Source organism: Planosporangium mesophilum (genome assembly GCF_016863255.1).
In the GTDB taxonomy this organism is placed as follows: domain Bacteria; phylum Actinomycetota; class Actinomycetes; order Mycobacteriales; family Micromonosporaceae; genus Planosporangium; species Planosporangium mesophilum.
In genome coordinates, this window is sequence record NZ_BOON01000002.1 from 190733 (window position 1) to 213137 (window position 22405).

The 22405-nt window shown below is 72.0% G+C and carries 16 protein-coding genes; 5 read left to right on the plus strand and 11 right to left on the minus strand.

Annotation, left to right across the window (positions count from 1 at the left end; translation table 11 throughout):
• Positions 1-114: 114 nt before the first annotated feature.
• Positions 115-1146, minus strand: a complete 1032-nt coding sequence (locus tag Pme01_RS01630; RefSeq protein WP_168113013.1) for a 3-isopropylmalate dehydrogenase — start codon at positions 1144-1146, stop codon at positions 115-117.
• Between the two features lie 103 nt (positions 1147-1249).
• Positions 1250-2863, minus strand: a complete 1614-nt coding sequence (gene serA / locus Pme01_RS01635; protein WP_168113012.1) for a phosphoglycerate dehydrogenase — start codon at positions 2861-2863, stop codon at positions 1250-1252.
• A 264-nt stretch (positions 2864-3127) separates the two neighbouring features.
• On the opposite strand from serA, the gene Pme01_RS01640 reads away from it, so the two are divergent.
• Positions 3128-4393, plus strand: a complete 1266-nt coding sequence (locus Pme01_RS01640; RefSeq protein WP_168113011.1) for an SGNH/GDSL hydrolase family protein — start codon at positions 3128-3130, stop codon at positions 4391-4393.
• A gap of 169 nt (positions 4394-4562) precedes the next feature.
• Here the strand turns inward: Pme01_RS01640 and ilvC are convergent, their stop codons facing one another.
• The 4 genes from ilvC to Pme01_RS01660 form a co-directional block, all read right to left on the minus strand.
• Positions 4563-5576, minus strand: coding sequence for a ketol-acid reductoisomerase (gene ilvC, locus Pme01_RS01645; RefSeq protein WP_168113010.1), 1014 nt, complete (start codon positions 5574-5576; stop codon positions 4563-4565).
• Positions 5577-5587: 11 nt separating this feature from the next.
• A complete protein-coding gene (ilvN, locus tag Pme01_RS01650) occupies positions 5588-6106 on the minus strand; it encodes an acetolactate synthase small subunit (RefSeq protein ID WP_168113009.1) in 519 nt (172 codons plus the stop codon).
• A gap of 1 nt (position 6107) precedes the next feature.
• Positions 6108-7946 carry an acetolactate synthase large subunit gene (locus tag Pme01_RS01655; protein WP_168113008.1) on the minus strand — a complete coding sequence of 613 codons (1839 nt, stop codon included), beginning with the start codon at positions 7944-7946 and terminating at the stop codon, positions 6108-6110.
• A 156-nt stretch (positions 7947-8102) separates the two neighbouring features.
• Positions 8103-10403, minus strand: a complete 2301-nt coding sequence (locus Pme01_RS01660) for a putative bifunctional diguanylate cyclase/phosphodiesterase (protein WP_168113007.1) — start codon at positions 10401-10403, stop codon at positions 8103-8105.
• Positions 10404-10583: 180 nt separating this feature from the next.
• On the opposite strand from Pme01_RS01660, the gene ilvD reads away from it, so the two are divergent.
• Entirely contained in the window at positions 10584-12431 is a 1848-nt protein-coding gene (gene ilvD, locus Pme01_RS01665; RefSeq protein WP_168113006.1) for a dihydroxy-acid dehydratase, read from the plus strand.
• A gap of 52 nt (positions 12432-12483) precedes the next feature.
• Here ilvD and Pme01_RS01670 read toward each other — a convergent pair whose 3' ends face one another.
• Positions 12484-14490: a hypothetical protein gene (locus Pme01_RS01670; protein ID WP_168113005.1), complete on the minus strand. Its 2007-nt coding sequence runs from the start codon at positions 14488-14490 to the stop codon at positions 12484-12486.
• Between the two features lie 150 nt (positions 14491-14640).
• On the opposite strand from Pme01_RS01670, the gene Pme01_RS01675 reads away from it, so the two are divergent.
• Positions 14641-15030, plus strand: coding sequence for a PH domain-containing protein (locus Pme01_RS01675; RefSeq protein WP_168113004.1), 390 nt, complete (start codon positions 14641-14643; stop codon positions 15028-15030).
• Here Pme01_RS01675 and Pme01_RS01680 read toward each other — a convergent pair.
• Positions 15024-15938 (minus strand): 2-hydroxyacid dehydrogenase, encoded by a 915-nt coding sequence (locus tag Pme01_RS01680; protein WP_168113003.1) that lies wholly within the window; start codon positions 15936-15938, stop codon positions 15024-15026. The genes Pme01_RS01675 and Pme01_RS01680 overlap by 7 nt on opposite strands.
• A 184-nt stretch (positions 15939-16122) precedes the next feature.
• On the opposite strand from Pme01_RS01680, the gene Pme01_RS01685 reads away from it, so the two are divergent.
• Together Pme01_RS01685 and Pme01_RS01690 are read left to right on the plus strand one after the other, a co-directional pair.
• The gene (locus Pme01_RS01685; protein WP_168113415.1) at positions 16123-17250 is read left to right on the plus strand and encodes a PQQ-dependent sugar dehydrogenase; all 1128 of its coding nucleotides are present in this window, start codon (positions 16123-16125) and stop codon (positions 17248-17250) included.
• 21 nt (positions 17251-17271) lie between these two features.
• Positions 17272-18852 (plus strand): metallophosphoesterase family protein, encoded by a 1581-nt coding sequence (locus Pme01_RS01690; RefSeq protein ID WP_168113002.1) that lies wholly within the window; start codon positions 17272-17274, stop codon positions 18850-18852.
• 63 nt (positions 18853-18915) lie between these two features.
• Here the strand turns inward: Pme01_RS01690 and gatB are convergent, their stop codons facing one another.
• Genes gatB through gatC form a run of 3 tightly spaced genes read right to left on the minus strand, consistent with a single transcriptional unit; the run spans position 18916 to position 22207 of the window.
• The gene (gatB, locus tag Pme01_RS01695; RefSeq protein ID WP_168113001.1) at positions 18916-20415 is read right to left on the minus strand and encodes an Asp-tRNA(Asn)/Glu-tRNA(Gln) amidotransferase subunit GatB; all 1500 of its coding nucleotides are present in this window, start codon (positions 20413-20415) and stop codon (positions 18916-18918) included.
• Complete coding sequence (gene gatA / locus Pme01_RS01700; RefSeq protein WP_205863715.1) at positions 20412-21860, minus strand: Asp-tRNA(Asn)/Glu-tRNA(Gln) amidotransferase subunit GatA; 1449 nt, start codon at positions 21858-21860, stop codon at positions 20412-20414. The genes gatB and gatA overlap by 4 nt, the downstream gene beginning before the upstream one ends.
• A gap of 47 nt (positions 21861-21907) precedes the next feature.
• Positions 21908-22207, minus strand: coding sequence for an Asp-tRNA(Asn)/Glu-tRNA(Gln) amidotransferase subunit GatC (gene gatC, locus Pme01_RS01705; protein WP_168112999.1), 300 nt, complete (start codon positions 22205-22207; stop codon positions 21908-21910).
• Positions 22208-22405: the final 198 nt, after the last annotated feature.

Sequence of the window (22405 nt, forward strand, 5' to 3'; positions counted from 1 at the left end):
AACGGTCGTTCATGAGGTCAGCCGTCGGGCGGAAGACGCCGAACTAGGAGAAGAGCAGCGCAAAACGGGCAGGCGCCGGGCCGTTTCCCCTAGATCAACAGGAGGAGGACCGGGTCAGGCGGCTACGGCCGCGGCGATCCGGTCGCCGACCTCTTCGGTACGGAGGGCGGCGCCGGGGGTACGCCCAGCCAGCTCGTCGCCTACCGCGTCGGTTACCCGTCGGGCCGCCTCGGGGTGGCCGAGGTGGTCCAGCAGCAGCGCCACGGACAGCACCGCGGCGGCCGGGTCGGCTACGCCCTGTCCCGCGATGTCGGGCGCGGACCCGTGTACCGGCTCGAACATGGACGGGTACCGCCGGTCGGGGTTGATGTTGCCGCTCGCGGCGAGGCCGATCCCGCCGGTCACGGCCGCGGCGACGTCGGTGAGGATGTCGCCGAAGAGGTTGTCGGTGACGATCACGTCGTACCGCTGCGGCTGGGTCACCAGGAACATGGCAGCCGCGTCGACGTGCTGGTACTCGGTGCTGATGGCGGGGTACTCCACCGCCACCTCGTTGAAGGTGCGCGCCCACAGCCCACCGGCGTGGGTGAGCACGTTGTTCTTGTGGACGAGGGTCAGGTGGCGCCGGGGCCGCTTCGCCGCGCGCTCGAACGCGTCGCGGATGACCCGCTCGACGCCGTACCGGGTGTTGAGGCTCTCCTCGGTGGCGACCTCGGCGGCGGTACCCAGGTGCAGGTTGCCGCCGGCGCCCGCGTACAGGCTCTCGGTGCCCTCCCGCACGACCACGAAGTCGATCTCGCCCGGCTTGGCGTTCGCCAGCGGGCTCGCCGTGCCGGGCCACAACCGGGACGGGCGCAGGTTCACGTACTGGTCGAACGCGAACCGCAGCTTGAGCAGCAGCCCCCGCTCCAGGACGCCGGACGGGACCGACGGGTCGCCTACCGCACCGAGCAGGATCGCGTCGTGCTGGCCCAGCTCGGTCAGCACGCTCTCCGGCAGCACCTCGCCCGTACGGTGGTAACGGGCCGCGCCCAGGTCGTACTCGGTCGCCTCGACACCGGGCAGGACCGTGTCGAGTACCTTGCGCGCCTGCGTGACAACCTCGGGTCCGATACCGTCTCCGGCCACCACCGCGATCCGCGTCACCGTCGTCAGTCCGTTCTCTCGCCGTACCGTCTAGGGAACGTTAAGCCATCGTCCTAGGGTTCGGTACACCGGGTCCACTTTTTGGACGCCCTCCCATGAGGGACTACGCGGACTCGGAGAGGTCGACGGTGCTGGCGGCGGTCGCGCCGACGGCTTCCGCGGCCGAGGCCAGCAGGTCCGAGTCGAGCGCGTTGTCCACGGTCAGCGTCATCAGCGCCTCGCCACCGGCCTCCCGCCGGGCGACCTGCATGGCCGCGATGTTCACGCCGGCAGCGCCGAGGATCGAGCCGACCGTACCGACCACGCCGGGCCGGTCGGCGTAGCGCAGGAACAGGAGCACTCCGTCGGCGGTGAGCTCCAGCTCGTACCCGTCGAGCTCGGTCAGCTTGAGCGACTCCCGGGGACCGCTGATGTGGGTACCGGAGACCGAGACCACGCGGCCGTCCGGCAGCGCGCCGCGGACCGTCACCAGGTTGGGGTGGTCGACGGACTCCGGTGAGGTCGCGAGCGTCACCTCGACCCCGCGGTCGGCGGCCAGCAGCGGTGCGTTCACGTACGTGACCTGCTCGGAGACCACGCCGGCGAACAGACCCTTGGTGGCGGCCAGCTTGAGCACGGACACGTCGTTGCTGACCACGTCGCCGCACACCTCGACGGTCACCGCCGCCGCGACGCCGCCGGCCACCGCGGTGAAGACCCGGCCGAGCTTCTCGGCCAGCGGCAGCAGCGGGCGTACGTCCTCGGCCACGACGCCGCCGGCCTGTACGTTGACCGCGTCCGGCACGAACTCGCCGCGCAGCGCCAGCTTCACGCTCCGGGCCACCGCGAGGCCCGCCTTGTCCTGCGCCTCCACGGTCGAGGCGCCCAGGTGCGGGGTGGCGACCACGGAGTCGAACGCGAACAGCGGCGACGCCGTGCAAGGCTCCTTCGCGTACACGTCGACGCCGGCACCGGCGACCCGCCCCTCGGCGATGGCGTCCGCCAGGGCCTGCTCGTCGATCAACCCGCCGCGGGCGGCGTTGACGATGCGCACGCCGGGCCGCACCGTCGCCAGTTCCTTCGCGCCGATGAGCCCCGCGGTCTCCGGCGTCTTCGGCAGGTGGATCGAGATGAAATCGCTCTCGCGCAGCAGCTCGTCCAGGCCCACGAGGCGGACACCGAGCGCGGCGGCGCGGGCCGGCTGCACGTACGGGTCGTAGGCGATCAGGCGTGCCCCGAAGGCCGCCATCCGTTGGGCGAACAGCACGCCGATGCGGCCGAGACCGACCACGCCGACCGTCTTGCCGCTGATCTCCACCCCGGTGTACCGCGACCGCGTCCACTCCCCCGCCTTGAGCGCGGCGCTGGCGGCGGCGGTGTGCCGGGCGACCGCCAGCAGCAGGGCGACCGCCTGTTCGGCGGCGGAGACGATGTTCGAGGTGGGTGCGTTGACGACCATCACGCCCCGCGCGGTGGCGGCCGCCACCTCCACGTTGTCCAGCCCGACCCCGGCCCTGGCGACGACCCTCAGCCGCGGCGCGGCCGCGATCGCCGGGGCGTCGATCTGGGTGGCGCTGCGGACGATGACGGCATGCGCGTCGGCGAGCGCGGCCAGCAGCGCCGAGCGGTCGGCACCGTCGACGTGTCGCACCTCGAAGTCGTCGGCGAGAAGGTCGATCGCGGCGGGGGCGAGCTCCTCGGCGATCACCACCACCGGGCGGTCAGCGACGGTCGTCATTGAGCTCCTCGATTCTCGATCGGGAGATACGGCGCGGCGTGCCTTCCCGGCGATGGTAGGCCCGGACGAGGCCGCCCGCGCCCCCGATCCCACGTGACCGAGATCACTCAGCCGGGACGGGAGTCGGTGCTCAGCGAACCGGTTCAGCGCCCGTCGCCGCAGTCTCGAGAGCGCCGGCCCAGGTGGCAGGCGGGCTATTGACAGTGGACCGGTTAAGTTGTTGGCTCGACTCACTTTCATCGATACCTCAGTGAGGGAGCGGCCATGATCCGTCGGCTCCGGGCCGGTGCCGTCGCGCTGGCGCTCGTCCTCTGCGTGCCGGCCGTCCAGACGAGCGCGTCGGCCCACGGCACCGCACGCGCACCGGCCCACGACACCACCGGCGCGCCGGCCCACGGGACCGGGCACGGCTGGGTGGGCACCTGGGAGGCCGCGCCCACCCGCGACACCGCCGACACGTTCGCCGGCTACTCCATCCGCAACGTGGTACGCGTCAGCGTCGGCGGCGCGGCCACCCGGATCCGGCTGTCCAATCGGTTCGGCACCACGGCGTTGACCTTCGGCCACGTCACCGTGGCGCGCCGGGCGTCGGGCGCCGACGGTTCGGCCGCCAGCCCTGGCACCGTTCGCGACGTCACGTTCGCCGGCCGGAGTTCGGTGACGGCAGGGCCGGGGACGGACGTGGTGAGCGACCCGGTGGCGCTACCCGTACCGGCCCGGACGGACCTTCTGGTCTCCGTGTACCTGCCGACCCAGACCGGCCCGGTCACCTACCACGCGCTGGCCGGGCAGACGTCGTACCTCGCGCCCGGCGGCGACCACGCGGCCGACGTGTCCGGCACCGCGTACCCGCAGCAGCGGTCCTCGTGGTTCTACGTGACCGGCGTCGACGTGCTCAACCCGCTGGCACACGGCTCCGTCGTCGCATTCGGCGACTCCATCACCGACGGGTACGGATCCACCTACGGTGCCGACCACCGCTGGCCCGACTTCCTGGCCGACCGACTGGCGGACCGGACCTTCGGCCCTCACCTCGGCGTACTCAACGCCGGCATCAGCGGCAATCGCCTGCTGTTGCCGCCACTGGTCGACGCGTTCGGCCCGCCGGCATCAGAGCGGCTGGACGGGGACGTGCTGTCGCGCACCGGCGCCCGTACCGTGATCGTGCTGGAGGGCATCAACGACATCCAGCAGTCTCCGCATCAGACGGACCCGGCGAAGATCAACGCCGCGCTGCGCGCGATCGCCGATCGTGCGCACGCCCGCGGCCTGCGGGTGATCGCCGGCACGCTCACCCCGTTCAAGGGCTGGCCGGCCTACACCGGCGAGCTGGAGGCGGTCCGGTTGGCGGTCAACGACTTCATCCGTACCAGCCGAGCCTTCGACGGGGTGGTGGACTTCGACGCCGCCGTGCGCGACCCCGCGGACCCGCACCGGATCCTGCCGGCCTACGACTGCGGGGACCACCTGCACCCGAACGACGCCGGATACCGGGCCATGGCGGACGTCGTCGAGCCACGTCAACTGTAGGGGTGAAGCACGAGGCGCTGGCCGCCCGGCGCGGCCCGAACGACGCGGGTTGCCAGGCGATGGGGAACGCGATAGACCTAACCGCACTGCTGCGCGACTGACAGCGGCGTTCCGGCGCCGGGGCGATGGTGGCCACCCCGGCGCCGGGATCGCGTCTGCTGCCGGCTGGTTACGCCGTCTCGTTGAGCGGGCGGTCCACCCAGCTCATCATGTCGCGCAGCTTCTTACCGGTCTGCTCGATCGGGTGCGCGGCGCCCTGCTCGCGGTACTTGTTGAAGTTCGGACGACCGGCGTCCTCCTCCTCGATCAGCTGACGGGTGAAGGTCCCGTCCTGGATCTCGGCGAGGATCTTCCGCATCTCCTCCTTGGTCCGCTCGTCGACGACGCGCGGGCCGCGGGTGTAGTCACCGAACTCGGCGGTGTCGGAGATGCTGTACCGCATCCGCTGGATGCCGCCCTCGTACATGAGGTCGACGATCAGCTTCAGCTCGTGGAGGCACTCGAAGTACGCGATCTCCGGGGCGTACCCGGCCTCGGTGAGCACCTCGAAGCCGGTCTGCACCAACGCCGACGCGCCACCGCAGAGCACCGCCTGCTCACCGAACAGGTCGGTCTCCGTCTCCTCCTTGAAGGTGGTCTTGATCGCGCCGGCACGGGTGCCGCCGATCGCCTTGGCGTACGCCAGCGCGAGCGCGAAGGCGTTGCCGGAGGCGTCCTGCTCGACGGCGACCAGGCACGGCACGCCCTTGCCGTCGACGAACTGGCGGCGTACCAGGTGGCCGGGGCCCTTCGGGGCGACCATGGCGACGTCCACGTCGGCCGGCGGCTCGATCAGCCCGTACCGGATGTTGAGGCCGTGGCCGAAGAAGAGCGCCTTGCCCGCGGTCAGCGAGGGGGCGATCGACTCGGAGTAGATGTGGCGCTGCGCGGTGTCCGGCGCCAGGATCATGATCACGTCGGCCTCGGCGGCGGCCTCGGCCGGCGTCACCACCCGCAGCCCCTGCTCCTCGGCCTTGGCCCGGCTCTTCGAGCCCTCGGGTAGGCCGACCCGCACGTCGACGCCCGAGTCGCGCAGCGACAGAGCGTGGGCGTGACCCTGACTGCCGTACCCGATGACCGCCACCTTGCGGCCCTGGATCACCGACAGGTCGGCGTCGTCGTCGTAGTACACCTCGGCGGACATCTGCTTCCCTTTCAACTAGCGGCCCGCAGCGATGGTCCCATGGTGATCGACCGCGAACCGCGGCCGATCGCGACCATGCCGGACTGCACCATCTCCTTGATCCCGTACGGCTCCAGATCGCGGATCAACGCGTCCAGCTTCTCCGCCGTGCCGGTGGCTTCAATCGTCAGCGCGTCGGGGGCCACGTCGACCACCCGCGCGCGGAACAGTTGTACGGTCTCGAGCACCTGTGACCGGACGGGCCGGTCGGCCCGCACCTTGATGAGCAGCAACTCGCGCTGCACGGACGCATTGTGCTCCAGCTCAACGATCTTCAGTACGTTGACCAGCTTGTTGAGCTGCTTGGTGACCTGCTCGAGCGGGGACGCATCGGCGTTGACCACGATCGTGATCCGCGACACCTCCGGGTGCTCGGTCTCCCCCACGGCGAGCGAGTCGATGTTGAATCCGCGCCGCGAGAACAGCCCGGAGACCCGGGCCAGCACGCCGGGCTTGTTCTCGACGAGGACCGAAAGAGTATGCGTCGTCATGTCAGATGTCGTCCTCGTCGAAGTGCGGCCGCACGCCGCGGGCGAACATGATCTCGTCGTTGCCGGTACCGGCCGCGACCATCGGCCACACCATCGCGTCCTTGCCGACGACGAAGTCGATGACCACGGGCTGGTCGGTGACGGCCATCGCCGCGGCGATGGTGTTGTCGAGATCGGCGGCGGTCTCGCAGCGCAGCCCGACGCAGCCGAGCGCCTCGGCCAGCTTCACGAAGTCGGGGATGCGGTGCTTGTGGGTACCGAGATCGGTGTTGGAGTAGCGCTCGTCGTAGAAGAGCGTCTGCCACTGCCGGACCATGCCGAGGTTGCCGTTGTTGATCACGGCCACCTTGATCGGGATGCCTTCCAGTGCGCAGGTGGCCAACTCCTGGTTGGTCATCTGGAAGCAACCGTCGCCGTCGATGGCCCAGACCATCTTGTCCGGGGCGCCGGCCTTCGCGCCCATGGCGGCCGGAACGGCGTAGCCCATGGTGCCGAGGCCGCCGGAGTTGAGCCAGGTGGCCGGGTTCTCGTAGCTGATGAACTGCGCGGCCCACATCTGGTGCTGGCCGACGCCGGCGACGTAGATCGCGTCCGGCCCGGCGATCTGGCCCAGCCGCTGGATCACCTGCTGCGGCGCGAGCGTGCCGTCGGCCGGCTCCTCCCAACCCAGCGGGTACCGCTCGCGAAGGTCGTTGAGCTGGCTCCACCAGTCGCCGATGTCGGCCTTGTGGCCGGCGGCGTACTCGGCACCGACCGCGGTGATCAGCTCGTCGATGACGTACCGCGCGTCACCGACGATCGGCACGTCGGCGACCCGGTTCTTGCCGATCTCGGCCGGGTCGATGTCGGCGTGGACGATCGCCGCGTTCGGCGCGAACGAGTCGAGCTTGCCGGTGACCCGGTCGTCGAAGCGGGCGCCCAACGCCACGATCAGGTCGGCGCGCTGCAGCGAGTACACGGCCGAGACCGTGCCGTGCATGCCGGGCATGCCCACGTGCTGCGGGTGCGAGTCGGGGAACGCGCCGCGGGCCATCAGCGTGGTGACCACCGGCACACCGGTCAGCTCGGCGAGCTTGCGCAGGCTGGCCGACGCACCCGCCTTGAGCACGCCGCCGCCCACGTAGAGCACCGGGCGCTTGGCCGACGCGAGCATGCGCGCCGCCTCCCGGATCTGCTTGCCGTGCGGGTGCAGCGTCGGGTGGTACCCGGGCAGCTCCAGGGTGGGCGGCCAGCTGAAGGTCGTCTGCCCCACCAGCACGTCCTTGGGGATGTCCACCAGCACCGGGCCGGGGCGGCCGGTGCTGGCGAGGTGGAACGCCTCGGCCAGGATGCGCGGCAGCTCCTCGCCGGACTGGACCAGGTAGTTGTGCTTGGTGATCGGCAGCGTGATGCCCTGGATGTCGGCTTCCTGGAAAGCGTCCGTGCCGATCGAGCTCTTCGCCACCTGCCCGGTGATCGCCACCATCGGCACCGAGTCCATGTACGCGTCCGCGATCGGCGTCACGAGGTTCGTCGCGCCCGGCCCCGAGGTGGCCATGCACACCCCGACCCGCCCGGTGGCCTGCGCGTACCCCGTCGCCGCGTGCCCGGCGCCCTGCTCGTGGCGGACCAGGATGTGGCGGACCTTCTGCGAGTCGAACAGCGGGTCGTACGCCGGCAGGATCGCGCCGCCCGGGATACCGAAGACCACGTCTACGCCGAGTTCCTCGAGCGAACGGACGAGTGCGCTGGCACCGCTCATCGGCCCCTCCGTGATCTGCACCACGGGAGAGGTCGGTACGGGGGCGGCGGCCGGCGCGGAAGGTCGGTGGGCGAGGACTTCTGGCGTTGGTCTGCTCATCGGATCGCCTTCGGTTAAGCGGGTCGGGCTCGGCGGGTACGGGGGGAAAGCCGGGCATTAAAAAAGCCCACGTGCGGGGGGCACGGGGGCTAGCGCGCTCGAGACAGGTCGGCGCGCTAGGTGATAAGTACTCGGCGAGACCCGGTCGACATGGCGCTAACTCTGCCCCATCTCACGCCCTGAGTCAACCGATCCCACGTTTTGGACCTTGGCCGACTCGTCCAGCTCGGTGTCGCGCTCTCGTGGCGGCGCCTCGACGGCCCGGAACAGCGCCTCCACCCGCTCCGCCGGCATGGGCCGGCCGAACAGGTCACCCTGGGCGTACCGGCAGCCCGCCTCCTCCAGTACCCGGTGCTGGCCCACCTCGGTGATCCCCTCCGCGACCACGTCGAGCCCGAGCCGGTTGCCGAGCTGGACCACCACGTCCGCCAGCGGCGGGGCGAAGCGCGCCGAGCCGGTACCGATCGGGGCGACGAGTGTCCGGTCGATCTTGAGGATGTCGACCGGGAGCGTGCGCAGCTGTCCCAGCGACGAGTACCCGGAGCCGAAGTCGTCGAGCGCCACCCGCACGCCGGCGGCGCGCAGCGCGGTGAGGCGGTCGACGAGCTGCTGCACGTCCTGCGCCACGGCGTGCTCAGTGACCTCGATCACCAGCCGCTCCGGCGGTACCCGGTGTCCGTGCAGCACGTCGGCCACCCGCCGGGCGTACTCGGGGTCGTGCAGTTCGCGGGGTGACACGTTGACCGCGACGTGGACGTCGTGGCCGTCGACGATCCACCGGGAGAGCTGATGACACGCCTCGTGCAGGACGAACGCGCCCAGCCGGTTGATCAGCCCGGCCTCCTCGGCCAGCGGGATGAACTCGTCGGGCGGCACCGTACCCAGCCGCGGGTGGTGCCAGCGCAGCAGCGCCTCCACGCCGGTCACCCGGCCCTCGGGCAGGCGCACGATCGGCTGGTACACCAGCATCAGCTCGCCGCGGTCGACGGCGCCGCGCAGTTCGTGCTCGAGGTCGGTACGGCGGTGCAGCCACTGGTCGTACGCCAGGTCGTACTGCTCGACGCGCTGCTTGCCGCGCTGCTTGGCGAAGCGCAGCGCCACGTCGGCGTTGCGCACGAGGCCCTCGATCGAGTCGGCGGTCGCGCAGCCGGCCAGGCCGACGCTGGCGGACAGGAACACCAGGCCGCCCTCCACCTCGTACGGGCGGCACAGCACTGCGAGCAGCCGCTCCGCGACCGCCGTCGCCTCGCTCGGGGGCGCCCACATCAGCACGGCGAACTCGTCGCCGCCCACCCGTACGGCGAGGTCGCCGGGGCGCACGTTGGTACGCAGCCGGGTGGCCACCTCGACCAGTACCGCGTCGCCGACGTCGTGGCCGCGGGTGTCGTTGATGTTCTTGAACCCGTCGAGATCGACCGAGAGGAGCACGCAGGGCGGGCCGCCCACGGCCTCATCCTGCAGCGTGGCGAGCAACTGCCGGCGGTTGGCCAGCCCGGTCAACGGGTCGGTGTGTGCCATCAGCCGGAAGTGCGCCTCGCTGTTCGCCAGCCGCTCGGTGGTGCCGCGCAGGTCCATCCTGGCCAGGGCCTGCTGCGCGGCGAGCGCCCCGCCGATGACCACGGCGGTGGCGACGCTGATCTGGTCGATCGTGCCGTCGAGGAACAGCAGGTGGACCACGCAGGCCACGGCGGCTAGGCCGACCAGACCGAGGGAGACCGCCAGGCCGTCGCGGTACGGCTCGGCCGGGTGACGCGACCGGCGTGGCGCCGCGGCGGCGACCACGGCCAGCACCAGCCCGCCCAGCGCGTACCCTGCCGCCGAGACCACGGTCAACGCCGGGTGGTGGAAGAGGACCGCGGTGGGCAGCGCGGACGCGGACAGGCACGTGACGGCGGCGGCGAGGCACTGCCCCCGGACCGCGGGCGACTGGAGCGCCACCGCCACGAACACCCCCAGTGCGACAGCGCCGACCAGGATGGGGCCCGCCGCCACCACGCAGGAGGCGTGCAACCGCAGCGGGATGGGGTTGCCGACGTAGTGTCGGTGCAGCGGCTCGATCACCAGGGTCCAGCCGGCGTAGAACACGCTGGCCGCGATCACCAGCCCGTCCAGGATGTGCCGCAACAGGCCACGGCCGCTGTCCGCGGCGCCGAGCACCCCGAGCAGCCCGCCCAGGATCAGCAGGATCGACAGCGCCGAGCCGACCGCTACCGCCGCGCCGAGCCGGAGCGGCGGGGCGCCGGTGGTGACCGCGTCGAGCGCGGCACCGCCCAGGGCGAGTGCACCCACGGGTAGCGCGGCCGCCATCGTCAGGTAACCGCGGCGGCCGCCGTCACCCGCCGGCCGGGTATCGCTCCCCTTCGACCGACGTGCCGCCCTGAGCAGGACGATCGCACACAGCACGGCCGCGACGGCAACGGACGCCGCAGCCGGTACGAGACCGTGGACGACAGGCACGAACTCCACTGTGCCCCAGGCAGGCGACCCCGTCCTAGCCGTAGTCGCCCATTCGTCGTACCCGCATCGGTCATTTCACCGATGCCGGCTCGCCGGAATGGCGGATGCGCCACGTCCCGCCTCGTGGACTCCATCGGCGGAGGCCTCCCGGTTCGGCGATACCGGTGCCAGACTGGGCGCATGCCCGAACTGAGGTCGAAGACATCCACCCACGGTCGAAACATGGCCGGTGCGCGCGCCCTCTGGCGCGCCACCGGGATGACCGAAAGCGACTTCGGCAAGCCGATCGTCGCCATCGCCAACAGCTTCACCCAGTTCGTACCGGGGCATGTACACCTCAAGGATCTCGGGCAGCTCGTCGCGGGGGCGGTCGCCGAGGCGGGCGGCGTGGCCAAGGAGTTCAACACGATCGCCGTCGACGACGGCATCGCGATGGGCCACGGCGGCATGCTGTACTCGCTGCCCAGCCGTGAGTTGATCGCGGACTCCGTCGAGTACATGGTCAACGCGCACTGCGCGGACGCCCTGGTCTGCATCTCCAACTGCGACAAGATCACGCCGGGGATGCTGATGGCGGCGCTGCGCCTGAACATCCCCACGGTCTTCGTCTCCGGCGGCCCCATGGAGGCCGGCAAGACGGTCGCGATCGAGGGCATCGTCCACTCCAAGATCGACCTGATCGACGCGATGATCGCCTCCGCGAACGAAGCGGTCAGCGACGACCAGCTCGGTGAGATCGAGCGCTCCGCCTGCCCGACCTGCGGCTCCTGCTCCGGCATGTTCACGGCCAACTCCATGAACTGCCTCACCGAGGCGATGGGCCTGGCGCTGCCCGGCAACGGTTCGACCCTCGCCACCCACGCGGCCCGGCGCCAGCTCTTCCTCGACGCCGGCCGGATCGTGGTGGACCTGGCCAACCGCTACTACCGCGACGACGACTCCAGCGTCCTGCCCCGGGCGATCGCGTCGCGCGAGGCGTTCGAGAACGCGATGGCCCTCGACGTCGCCATGGGCGGCTCCACCAACACGGTGCTGCACCTGCTCGCCGCCGCCCGCGAGGCCGACCTCGACTTCTCGGTCGCCGGCGTCGACGCCGTCTCCCGCCGGGTTCCGTGCCTGTGCAAGGTCGCGCCCAACACGCCCCAGTACCACATGGAGGACGTGCACCGCGCCGGTGGCATCCCTGCCATCCTGGGCGAGCTCAACCGGGCCGGCCTGCTGCACAAGGACGTCCACGCGGTGCACGCGCCGACCCTGGAGTCCTGGCTGTCGGACTGGGACGTGCGCAGTGGCGCCGCGATCCCGGAGGCGGTCGAGCTGTTCCACGCCGCGCCCGGCGGGGTGCGCACCACCGAGCCGTTCTCGACGGAGAACCGCTGGTCGAGCCTTGACACCGACGCCGCCGAGGGCTGCATCCGCGACGCCGAGCACGCGTACTCCGCCGACGGCGGCCTGGCGATCCTCTTCGGGAACCTGGCGCCCGACGGCTGCGTGGTCAAGACCGCCGGGGTACCGGCCGACTGCCTTACCTTCCGCGGCCCGGCCCGGGTCTTCGAGTCCCAGGACGACGCTGTCAGCGGCATCCTGCGCGGGGACATCAAGCCCGGCGACGTCGTGGTCATCCGGTACGAGGGCCCGCGCGGCGGCCCCGGCATGCAGGAGATGCTCTACCCGACCTCGTTTCTCAAGGGCCGGGGCCTGGGTCGGGCCTGTGCGCTGATCACCGACGGCCGGTTCTCCGGCGGCACCTCCGGGCTCTCCATCGGGCACATCTCCCCCGAGGCGGCCAGCGGTGGTCTGATCGCCCTGGTGGAGGACGGCGACGAGATCGCCATCGACATCCCAGCCCGGTCGCTGGTGCTCGACGTGGCCGACGACGTGCTGGAGGCCCGCCGGATCGCGCAGGACAAGCGCGACCGCCCGTACACCCCGACCGACCGCCAGCGTCCGGTGTCGGCGGCGCTCCGGGCGTACGCGTCGATGGCGACCAGCGCCAGCGACGGCGCGTACCGCCGGATACCCGACTGACGCGACCGCACCCGCCGTGCCACGGTCCCGTGGTACGGCGGGTGCGGTCGGCTCAGCCCTCCGTCGGCTCGAAGACGGGCAGGTGCCTGTCGAGCCGTTCGGCCAGGAGGACGTCCAGCCGGTACGGCTCGGCGGCCAGGAACTCCCCCACCACCGCCGCGAACTCGTCGGCGTTGACCAGCCTTACCCCGCCGGTCTCCGGAAGGTCGAGCGCCACCCTGTCGCCGATCCGGACGCTGGCGGGGTGGACGACGAGGAAGCCGGCGACGTCGCGTGCGGCGGGCTGAAGGCGCTCGGCCCAGGTACGGACGGCGACGACCATCCCGTTGACGTCCTCCCGGCCGGGTAGGAAGGCCCGGCCGTTGCGCTGCACCTCGCCCGCCGCGGTGGCCGTGTAGGTGCCGCGCGGCCAGACGGTCGAGCGGATCAGCGCCGCCCGCCGCCCTGCGGTGACCAGGTGCGGGCACGAGCCGCCGTCGAGTTGGAAGAAGCGCGCCGACGGGACGGCCTCCAGCGCGGTGATGTTCGGCTCCGCGTCGGGTACGTCGACGGCACCCCACCAGCGCCGGCCGCTCAGCGCGGCGCGGCCGCGGTCCCGGGCAGACACGGCGGACTCCAACCCGGCAGTGAGCTGGTACGTGATCAGCAGCGGCACGGCGTAGAGCACGTTCCACCCGATCAGCCGCGCCAGGCCGGCGGGATCGGAGTGCGGGCCCGGCGCCTGGCTACCGGTGGCCAGGCCCCAGGCCACCGCTCCGACCAGTACCGGCAGCAGCCCGATCACCGCTCGGCCACGCAGGCCCAGGGCGAGCGCGCCCACGCCCGCCGCCAGCGCGGCCAGGCCCCAGAGCAGGTCGAACCGGACCATGCCGTACGCCATGACCGCGAGCCACCCGAGCGCCGGGCCAGCCGTCAGGGCGACCGGTCGGGCGATCCCGGGGAGTACGCGCTCGCGGCGGCCCGACCCGGTCAGGCGCTGCCACAGCGGCGGGCCGGGCAGGTCGAGGACGGGCCGAGGCCCGGAGGCCGTGTCAGCCACGCTGTCGGCACGGCGACGCGGAGGCGTGGTGCGTTCCGGCTCCGGTCCCTGGTCCGGCACACCGGGCCGGTCGGGCGCAGTGTCCCTGTCCGGCACGCTGGTCCGCTCCGACACGGTGACCTGCTCCGCAGGGGGCGCCAGCCGGGCCGGCGCTGCCGGCTCGACCCGGTCCGTCGGGGTGGTCCCGACCCGGTCCGTCCGGGTCATCCAGGTCCGGATCTTCGCCTCAACCCGGGTCTTCGTTTTTGCCGCGGCCGGTTCGGGCGCCGCCGACGCCGCCTGGGCCGGCTCGGGCGTGACCGACGCTGCCTGGGCCGGCTCGGGCGTGACCGACGCTGCCGCGGCCGGCTCGGGCGCGGTTATCGGCTGGGCCGACCCGGGGCTCCCACTCGTCGGCCTGGCGCGCCCACGGGTCGGCCAGGCCGAACGGGACTGCACCGCCGGTCGGCCGTCGGCGCGGCGGTGCCGGACCGACGGCTCCGGCGCCTTCGAGCCGTCCGACTCCGGCGCGCCGGGACGGTCCGGCTCCGGCGCGCCGGGACGGTCCGGCTCCGGCGCCTTCAAGCCGTCCAGCTCCGGCGCCTCAAAGCGCCGCGCCTGCGGCCTCGCCTCCAAGCGCGGCCGCTCCGGCACTGCGGGCCGTTCGCGATCGGGCGTCGTCGAAGGCTGGTGCGGCAGGTCCGTACGCTGCCTCGCCGACGGAGTGCGCTGTCCGGACGAGACGGTTCGCCGCCCCTGGCCGTCGTCCACCGAAGGCCGGTCCAGGTCGCCGCGCAGGTAGGACCAGTACGCCTCGTCCTCGAGTTCCTCGGCCAGTGGCGCGGTCTCCTCGCGCAGGGCGGTACGGCTCAGCCTCGACCAGCGGGAACGGGCCCGCCGAGGGCTCGAATCATCGGTCGAGGCGTGCGGCGGGATCGAGCGATCGTCGGCCGCCTGCTCGCCGGACGGCCGCTCGTCTCCGCCACGCTGCTCCGGGGTGGCCGGGTCGGCGCCGCGTGTCCAGCTTTCTCCGCTGCTCACTCTCGATACCTTGTCAGCCGCCCGCCATCGACGGCAACACGCGGATTTGCGCCGTCCTCGACCGGGTTTGCCAGACCCGACATCGTCCGGGTCCGACAAGTTCGGCCCCTGGCGTGAATGCCCTTGGCGTACGGGTGGGACGATGCGCGTGTGCGCCTCAAAAAGTTCCGGCACAACGCCGCGATCACAGTCGCCGCCGTCGTCGCGTTCTTCGGCGCCGTACCCCTTGCCACCTCGCGCGCGTACCTGCTGCCGATCGCCCTGGTACCGATCCTCGTCGGGGTGTGGGGCTGGCGGGCCGGCACCGACGTCGAGTCGGCGGGGCTGCGCATCCGCGCCCTGTTCGGCTCGCGGCTCGTACCGTGGTCGCACATCACCGCGCTGGTGCCCGCGGACCGCAGGCGGACCTACGCGGTCCTGACCACCGGCAGGCAGGTCAGGCTGCCCGCGGTCGGGGCCGCCGAGCTGGCGACCTTCGCCGACACAGCCGCCGTGAAGACTGCGGCCGCGAAGGATCCGGGTAACGACACGGCTCAGTAGCCGTTGGTCACCACGTTCTCCAACTCCTGTCCGGCGGCCATCCGCCGGAGCTGCTCGCCCACGAGCCGGTACGCCCGGGGCAGCAGCCCGCGGACCGATCCCCCGACGTGGGGCGTGAGCAGGAAGTTCGGCATGTCCCAGAGCGGATGACCGGCCGGCAGCGGTTCGGGGTCGGTCACGTCGGCGGCGGCGGAGATCCGCCCGGTCGCCAGCTCGGCGGTGAGCGCCTCGGTGTTGACCACCGGGCCGCGGGCGGCGTTGACCAGCAGGGCGCCCTCCGGCATCGCGGCCAGGAACGCGGCGTCGACCAGGCCGGTGGTCGCCGGGGTCAGTGGCACTACCAGGATGACCACGTCGGCGTGCGGCAGCAGTCGGGGCAGTTCCTCGACGCCGTGTACCCCCGGCCGGGCGCTCCGGGCCACCAGGGTCAGCGACACCTCGAACGGCTCCAACCGGCGGGTGATCGCCGCGCCGATCGAGCCGGCTCCCACGATCAGTACGCGCTTGCCGGCCAGCTCGTCGGTCGGGCCGTACGCCCACTCGTGCCGTTCCTGGGCGCGGACGAACGCCGGGAGGTTCCGCAGGTACGCCAGCGTCGCCCCGACCACCCACTCCGAGGTGGACGAGTCGTGAACGCCGCGCGCGTCGCAGAGGGTGACGTCGGCCGGCACCAGGCCAACCCAGGCGTCCGCGCCCGCGGAGAGCAGCTGCACCACGCGCAGCCGGGGCATCCGCTCGAGCAGGCCGGACGTGTCACCGGTCGACAGGAACGGCGGCGACCAGAACTCGACGGTCTCCGGGTCGGACGGCACGCCCTGCCCGTCACCGGTGAACACCTCGAGGGTCGTACCCGGGGGTAGCTCACCGATCAGCGACGGACCGATCTCATGGGGAATCCACACCTTCACGAGGAGACCGTATCGGCCGACGGATCCTCACCGATCTCCGCGTCCGGCCGGAGGGTTTGCTCCGGCGGTTAGGCTGGACGTCGTGATCGCCCCCGCCCCCGCGCGCGCCGTTGCCGGCAACCGGCGGCGAGGGCGCCGAGCGCCGCACAACCGGCGGCCACGAGCCACGGTCGCCCTACGCGCGATGGTCGGTGCCCTGGCCGCGAGCCTCGTCGTCACGGGCTGCTCGTTCGGGCCGCCCCCGCCCGACCAGGCCGGCTCGCCGCCGAAGCTGCCGGCCCCCTCGTCCTCGGCCAGCTCCGGGCAGGGCGAGATGAGCGTCGTGACCACGGTCCTCGCCAAGCACCTCGACGTGCCGTGGGAGATCGGATTCCTGCCCGACGGGGCAGCGCTGGTCACCGAGCGCACCAGCAGGCGGATCCTCAAGGTCGGCCCGGACGGCGGCACGGACGGCCTCACGGTCTCCCCGGTCCAGACCATCGACGACGTGGTCCCCGCCGGGGAGGGCGGGCTGATGGGCCTCGCGGTCTCCCCCGCCTACGCCACGGACAAGACGATCTTCGTGTACTACACGACCGCGACCGACAACCGCATCGCCAAGCTGACCCTCGGCGGCAAGCCCGAGCCGATCGTCACCGGCATTCCCCGGGCGGGCGTCCACAACGGCGGCCGGATCGCGTTCGGCCCCGACGGGTTCCTCTACGCCGCCACCGGCGACGCCGGCCAGCGCCCGAGCGCGCAGGACCCGAACAGCCTCGGCGGGAAGATCCTGCGGATGACCGCCGACGGCAAGCCGGCACCGGGAAACCCGTTCAACAACCTGGTCTACTCGTACGGGCACCGCAACGTCCAGGGGCTGGCGTGGGACGCGGGCAAGCGCCTGTACGCCACGGAGTACGGCCAGGACACCTGGGACGAGATCAACGTCATCGAGGCCGGCAAGAACTACGGCTGGCCGACGGTGGAGGGCGCGGCGGGCGATCCCCGCTTCGTCGACCCCATCGTGCAGTGGAAGCCGTCCGACGCGTCCTGCTCCGGGGCGGCCGTCGTGGCCGGAAGGGTACTGGCGGCCGCCTGCCTGAAGGGCCAGCGGCTGTGGCTGACCCAGCTCACCTCGACCGGCGCGCTGTTCGGCGCCCCCACCCCGCTGCTGGTCGGGGCGTACGGCCGGCTGCGCGCCGCGACCCTGGCCCCGGACGGCTCGCTGTGGGTCTCCACGTCCAACCGGGACGGCCGCGGCAACCCCAAGCCCGATGACGACCGGATCATCCGGGTTGTCATCTCCGGAGCGGGAGGGGCCGACCGTAGCTGACGGTCGGGCACTATAGACGGCGTGTCATCGTACGAGGCGATCTTCAACCGCGGCTGGGTCGCGGCCGTGTACCAGCGGCTGACCCCGCTGCGCCGGGGCGTTGCTCCGGTCGTACGGGTCGGGCGGCACCGCCACGCCCGGCGCGCCGGCCGGCTGCTGGGCGTACTCGCCGTGGCCGCGGTCGGCATGGTCCTGGCCGTGCTCGTGGCCGGCCGGGTCCACGCGGACGTCGGGCCTTTCCACGCGCGGCTGGCGATCACGCCGGCGGTGGACGGCGGTACGGACGTCGCGATCCCACCGCTCGGTTCGCTGCACCTGTCCAGCCACTCCGGTCCGGCACACCTGTCGGTCCAGCTCGAAGCGCTCGACGAGCAGCGCACCAAAGCGCTGGTCACCAACCCGAACGCGCTCTCACAGGCGTCCAGCGGGGTGGTGGAGGACCTGCGTACCGGCGTCGTCCGCCTGATCTTCCAGGTCGCCGGCGTGTCCGTACTCGGGGCGATGCTGCTCGCCGCCCTGCTGTACCGCTCGATGCGCCGGGTCGCCGCCGTCGGTGGCGCGGCCCTGGCCATCCTCGCCGGCACCGCGCTCGTGTCGCTCGGGACGTTCCGGCCGAGCGCCATCGCGGAGCCGCGGTACGAGGGTCTGCTGGTGAACGCGCCGGCCGTGGTCGGCGACGCGCGGCAGATCGCCAGCCGGTACACGGCGTACCGGGCCCAGTTGCAGCAGCTGGTCGGCAACGTCGGCAAGCTCTACGGCGCGGTCTCCACCCTGCCGCTGTACGAGCCGGACAACTCCACCATCCGGGTGCTGCACATCTCCGACATGCACCTGAACCCGGCCGCCTGGTCGGTCGTCCAGACGGTCGTGAAGCAGTTCAACATCGGCGTGGTGATCGACACCGGCGACATCACCGACTGGGGCAGCGAGCCCGAGGACTCGTACGTGTCGTCGATCGCGGCGCTGAAGGTGCCGTACGTGTACGTGCGCGGCAACCACGACTCGGCCCGTACCCAGGCCGCCGTCGCCAAGCAGCCGAACGCGAAGGTGCTCGACGGCGGTACGGTCACGGTCGACGGGCTCACCATCGCCGGCATCGGCGACCCGGAGTTCACCCCGGACAAGTCCTCGCCCGGCAACGCCCCCGGCGGCCAGGACAAGGGCCAGCTCCAGCTCAACTCCGGGCAGCTGTTGGCGAACTCGATCCTGGAGATGGAGCACCCGCCGAACGTCGCGCTGGTCCACGACCCGGCCGCCGCGCCGCCGCTGGCCGGCCGGGTCCCGTTGGTGCTCTCCGGCCACCTGCACAAGCGCGAGGTCCGCCGGCTGGACAACCCCACCGGTACGAAGCCGGACGCCGCGCGCACGCTGCACATGATCGAGGGCTCGACCGGCGGGGCCGGCCTGCGCGGTCTGGAGGGCAAGGAGCCGACGCCGCTGGCGCTGTCGGTGCTGTACTTCGACACCAAGCAGCACACGCTGCAGGCGTACGACGACATCACCGTCGGCGGTACCGGTCAGACCGAGGTCAGCCTCCAGCGGCACCTCATCAAGGACGACAAGGGCCCTGCCCCGGCACCGTCGGCGTCGCCGAGCTCCTGACGCGATCGTGGACACTTGGCGGTCCTGTACAGCACCGCCAAGCGTCCACGATCCACGTAATGCCTAGACTGCGCCGAGCCGCGACAGGATCAGCTCCCGCACCGTCTTGGCGTCCGCCTGGCCACGGGTGGCCTTCATGACCGCACCGACCAGGGCACCGGCCGCTGCGACCTTGCCGTCACGGACCTTCTGCGCCACGTCCGGGTTGGCGGCGATCGCCTCGTCGACGGCGGCGGTCAGCGCGCCGGTGTCGGAGACGACCTCCAGGCCGCGGGCCGCGACGACCTCGGCCGGGCTGCCCTCGCCCGCGACGACGCCCTCGAGGACGGTACGCGCGAGCTTGTCGGTCAGCTTGCCCTCGTCGACCAGGCGCTGAAGCTCGGCCACGTGGGCCGGGGTGGCCCCCACCTCTGCCAGCTCCGCGCCGGTCTCGTTGGCCCGCCGGGCCAGCTCACCGAGCCACCACTTGCGGGCCGCGTCCGGCGACGCGCCTGCCGCGACGGTGGCCTCGATCAGCTCCACCGCGCCGGCGTTGATCACCGACTGCATGTCGAGCTCGGAGATGCCCCACTGCTCGCGCAGCCGCTCGCGGTGCACCCGCGGCGGCTCGGGCATGGCGGCCTTCAGCTCCTCCACCCAGGCCGGGTCCGGGGCGAGCGGCACCAGGTCGGGGTCGGGGAAGTACCGGTAGTCGGTCGCCTCCTCCTTGCTGCGCCCGGACCGGGTGTCGCCGGTGTCCTCCTGGAAGTGCCGGGTCTCCTGGGTGATCGTGCCGCCGGCGTCGAGTACCGACGCCTGGCGCAGCATCTCCGACCGGACCGCGCGCTCGACCGACCGCAGCGAGTTGACGTTCTTGGTCTCGGTACGGGTGCCCCAGTCGTCTCCGGGCCGGTTGAGCGAGGTGTTGACGTCGCAGCGCAGCGAGCCCTGCTCCATGCGGACGTCGGAGACGCCCAGCGAGCGGATGATGTCGCGCAGCTCGGTCACGTACGCCCGCGCCACCTCGGGAGCCAGCGCCCCGGTACCGGCGACCGGCTTGGTGACGATCTCGACCAGCGGGATGCCGGCGCGGTTGTAGTCGACCAGCGACTCGGTCGCGCCGTGGATCCGCCCGGTGGCGCCGCCGAGGTGCAGCGTCTTGCCGGTGTCCTCCTCCAGGTGCACCCGCTCGATCCCGACCCGTACGGTCTGCCCCTCGACCTCGACGTCCAGGTACCCGTCGACGCACAGCGGCTCGTCGTACTGGCTGATCTGGTAGTCCTTCGGCATGTCCGGGTAGAAGTAGTTCTTCCGGGCGAACCGGCACCACGACGCGATCGAGCAGTTCAGCGCGAGGCCGATGCGGATCGTCGCCTCGATCGCCGCCTTGTTGGCGACCGGCAGGCTGCCGGGCAGGCCGAGGCAGACCGGGCAGACCTGGGTGTTCGGCTCGGCGCCGAACTCGGTCGGGCAGCCGCAGAACATCTTGGTGTTGGTGCCCAGCTCGACGTGGGTCTCCAGGCCGATCACCGGCTCGTAGCGGGCGACGACCTGTTCGAATTCCGGCGGGGCGGTGATGGTCATGAGTTGCTCCCAGACAGGGCGGGCGGCGTCAGCGGCGGGATCACGGTCTCCAGGGCTGCGGCGACCCGGTACATCCGGTCGTCGGCCATGGTGGGGGCCATGATCTGCAGGCCCACCGGCAGCCCCTCGGACAGGCCGGCGGGTACTGAGATCGCCGGGCCGCCGTACAGGTTGGTCGGGATCGTGTACAGGTCGGCGAGGTACATCTGGTACGGGTCGGAGGTACGCGAGCCGAACGGGAACGCCACGAACGGCGTCGTCGGTGACACCAGCACGTCCACCTGCTCGAACGCCGCCTTGAAGTCGTTCGTGATCAGGGTGCGGACCTTCTGCGCCTGGCCGTAGTAGGCCTCGTAGTAGCCGCTCGACAGCGCGTACGTGCCGAGCATGATGCGCCGCTTGACCTCGGGGCCGAAGCCGGCCTCCCGGGTCAGCGACATGACCTCCTCCAGCGAGTGCTGGCCGTCGTCGCCGACGCGCAGGCCGTACCGCACCGCGTCGAAGCGGGCCAGGTTGGACGACGCCTCGCTCGGCGCGATCAGGTAGTAGGCCGGCAGCGCGTACTCGAAGTGCGGGCAGGAGACCTCGACGACCTCGGCGCCCAGCTTGACCAGCGCCTCGATCGCCTCGCGGACCGCCGCGGCGACGCCGGGCTCGGCACCCTCGCCGGCGAACTCGCGCACCAGGCCGATCCGCACGCCGCTCAGGTCACCGGTCGCCCCGAGGCGGGCGGCCTCGACGATCGCCGGCAGCGGGGCCGGGATCGACGTCGAGTCGCGCGGGTCGTGGCCGCCGATGACCTCGTGCAGCAGCGCCGCGTCGAGCACGGTGCGGGTCACCGGGCCGGGGGTGTCCAGCGACGACGAGAAGGCGACGAGACCGTACCGGGAGGTGCCGCCGTAGGTCGGCTTGGACCCGACGGTGCCGGTGACCGCGCCGGGCTGGCGGATCGAGCCACCGGTGTCGGTACCGATGGCCAGCGGCGCCTCGTACGCGGCGACCGCCGCCGCCGAGCCGCCGCCGGAGCCACCCGGGATGCGGCCGAGGTCCCACGGGTTGCGGGTCGGGCCGTACGCCGAGTACTCCGTCGACGAGCCCATCGCGAACTCGTCCATGTTGGTCTTGCCGAGCATCACCATGCCGGCAGCGTTGATCCGCTCCATGATGGTGGCGTCGTACGGCGGCCGCCACCCTTCGAGGATCTTGGAAGCGCACGTGGTCGGCACGCCCTTGGTGGCGATCACGTCCTTGATCGCGATCGGCACGCCGGCCAGCGGCCCCAGCTTCTCACCGCGCGCGCGGGCGGAGTCGACGGCCCGGGCGGCGGCGATCGCACCCTCGGCGTCGACGTGCAGGAAGGCGTGTACCTGGCCGTCGACCGCGGCGATGCGGTCGAGGTGGGCCCGGGTGACCTCCTCGGCGGAGACCTCGCCCGCGCCGATCATGCGACCCAGCTCCGCGGCGGTCGCCCTGGTTACGTCACTCACGGCGGTCACGCCTCCTCGTCCAGAATCCGCGGTACCCGGAACCGCCCGTCGGCGGCGTCCGGCGCGCCGGACAGCGCCTCGTCGCGGGTCAGCCCCGGCTTCACGACGTCGTCGCGCAGGATGTTCGTCAGCGGTACGGAGTGCGAGGTCGGCGGGATGTCCGCGGCAGCCACCTCGCCCACCCGCGCCACGGCCTGGAGGATCACGTCGAGCTGCCCGGCAAACGTGTCCAGCTCCGTTTCGTTCACGGCGAGCCGCGCGAGACGCGCCAGGTGCGCGACCTCCTCGCGGGAAATGGCAGCCATCGGGTGCCCCTTTTCGATCTGAGATGTCCTTCGACCCTGCGAGTCTATTTGGCCCGCTGCGAAGCCGACGAAGGATATGCCGTGTCGGCGCCCGCCTGCCAATGTGCCGACCCGTTGCTGTAGCTATTTTGCTACAGTGAAGCGGAGCCGCCCGCCGCTGACGGGCTGGAAGTGGACCGGGGACTCCTGATGGATTTC

Excerpts from the sequence above, each read along its gene's own strand:
- gatA (WP_205863715.1), bottom strand. The coding sequence starts at position 21,860 with ATGATCGGCGCGGGCGAGGTCTCCGCCGAGGAGGTCACCCGGGCCCAC.
- gatB (WP_168113001.1), bottom strand. The coding sequence starts at position 20,415 with ATGACCATCACCGCCCCGCCGGAATTCGAACAGGTCGTCGCCCGCTAC.
- serA (WP_168113012.1), bottom strand. The coding sequence starts at position 2,863 with ATGACGACCGTCGCTGACCGCCCGGTGGTGGTGATCGCCGAGGAGCTC.
- Pme01_RS01655 (WP_168113008.1), bottom strand. The coding sequence starts at position 7,946 with ATGAGCAGACCAACGCCAGAAGTCCTCGCCCACCGACCTTCCGCGCCG.
- ilvD (WP_168113006.1), top strand. The coding sequence starts at position 10,584 with ATGCCCGAACTGAGGTCGAAGACATCCACCCACGGTCGAAACATGGCC.
- Pme01_RS01640 (WP_168113011.1), top strand. The coding sequence starts at position 3,128 with ATGATCCGTCGGCTCCGGGCCGGTGCCGTCGCGCTGGCGCTCGTCCTC.
- ilvN (WP_168113009.1), bottom strand. The coding sequence starts at position 6,106 with ATGACGACGCATACTCTTTCGGTCCTCGTCGAGAACAAGCCCGGCGTG.
- Pme01_RS01685 (WP_168113415.1), top strand. The coding sequence starts at position 16,123 with ATGGTCGGTGCCCTGGCCGCGAGCCTCGTCGTCACGGGCTGCTCGTTC.
- ilvC (WP_168113010.1), bottom strand. The coding sequence starts at position 5,576 with ATGTCCGCCGAGGTGTACTACGACGACGACGCCGACCTGTCGGTGATC.
- gatC (WP_168112999.1), bottom strand. The coding sequence starts at position 22,207 with ATGGCTGCCATTTCCCGCGAGGAGGTCGCGCACCTGGCGCGTCTCGCG.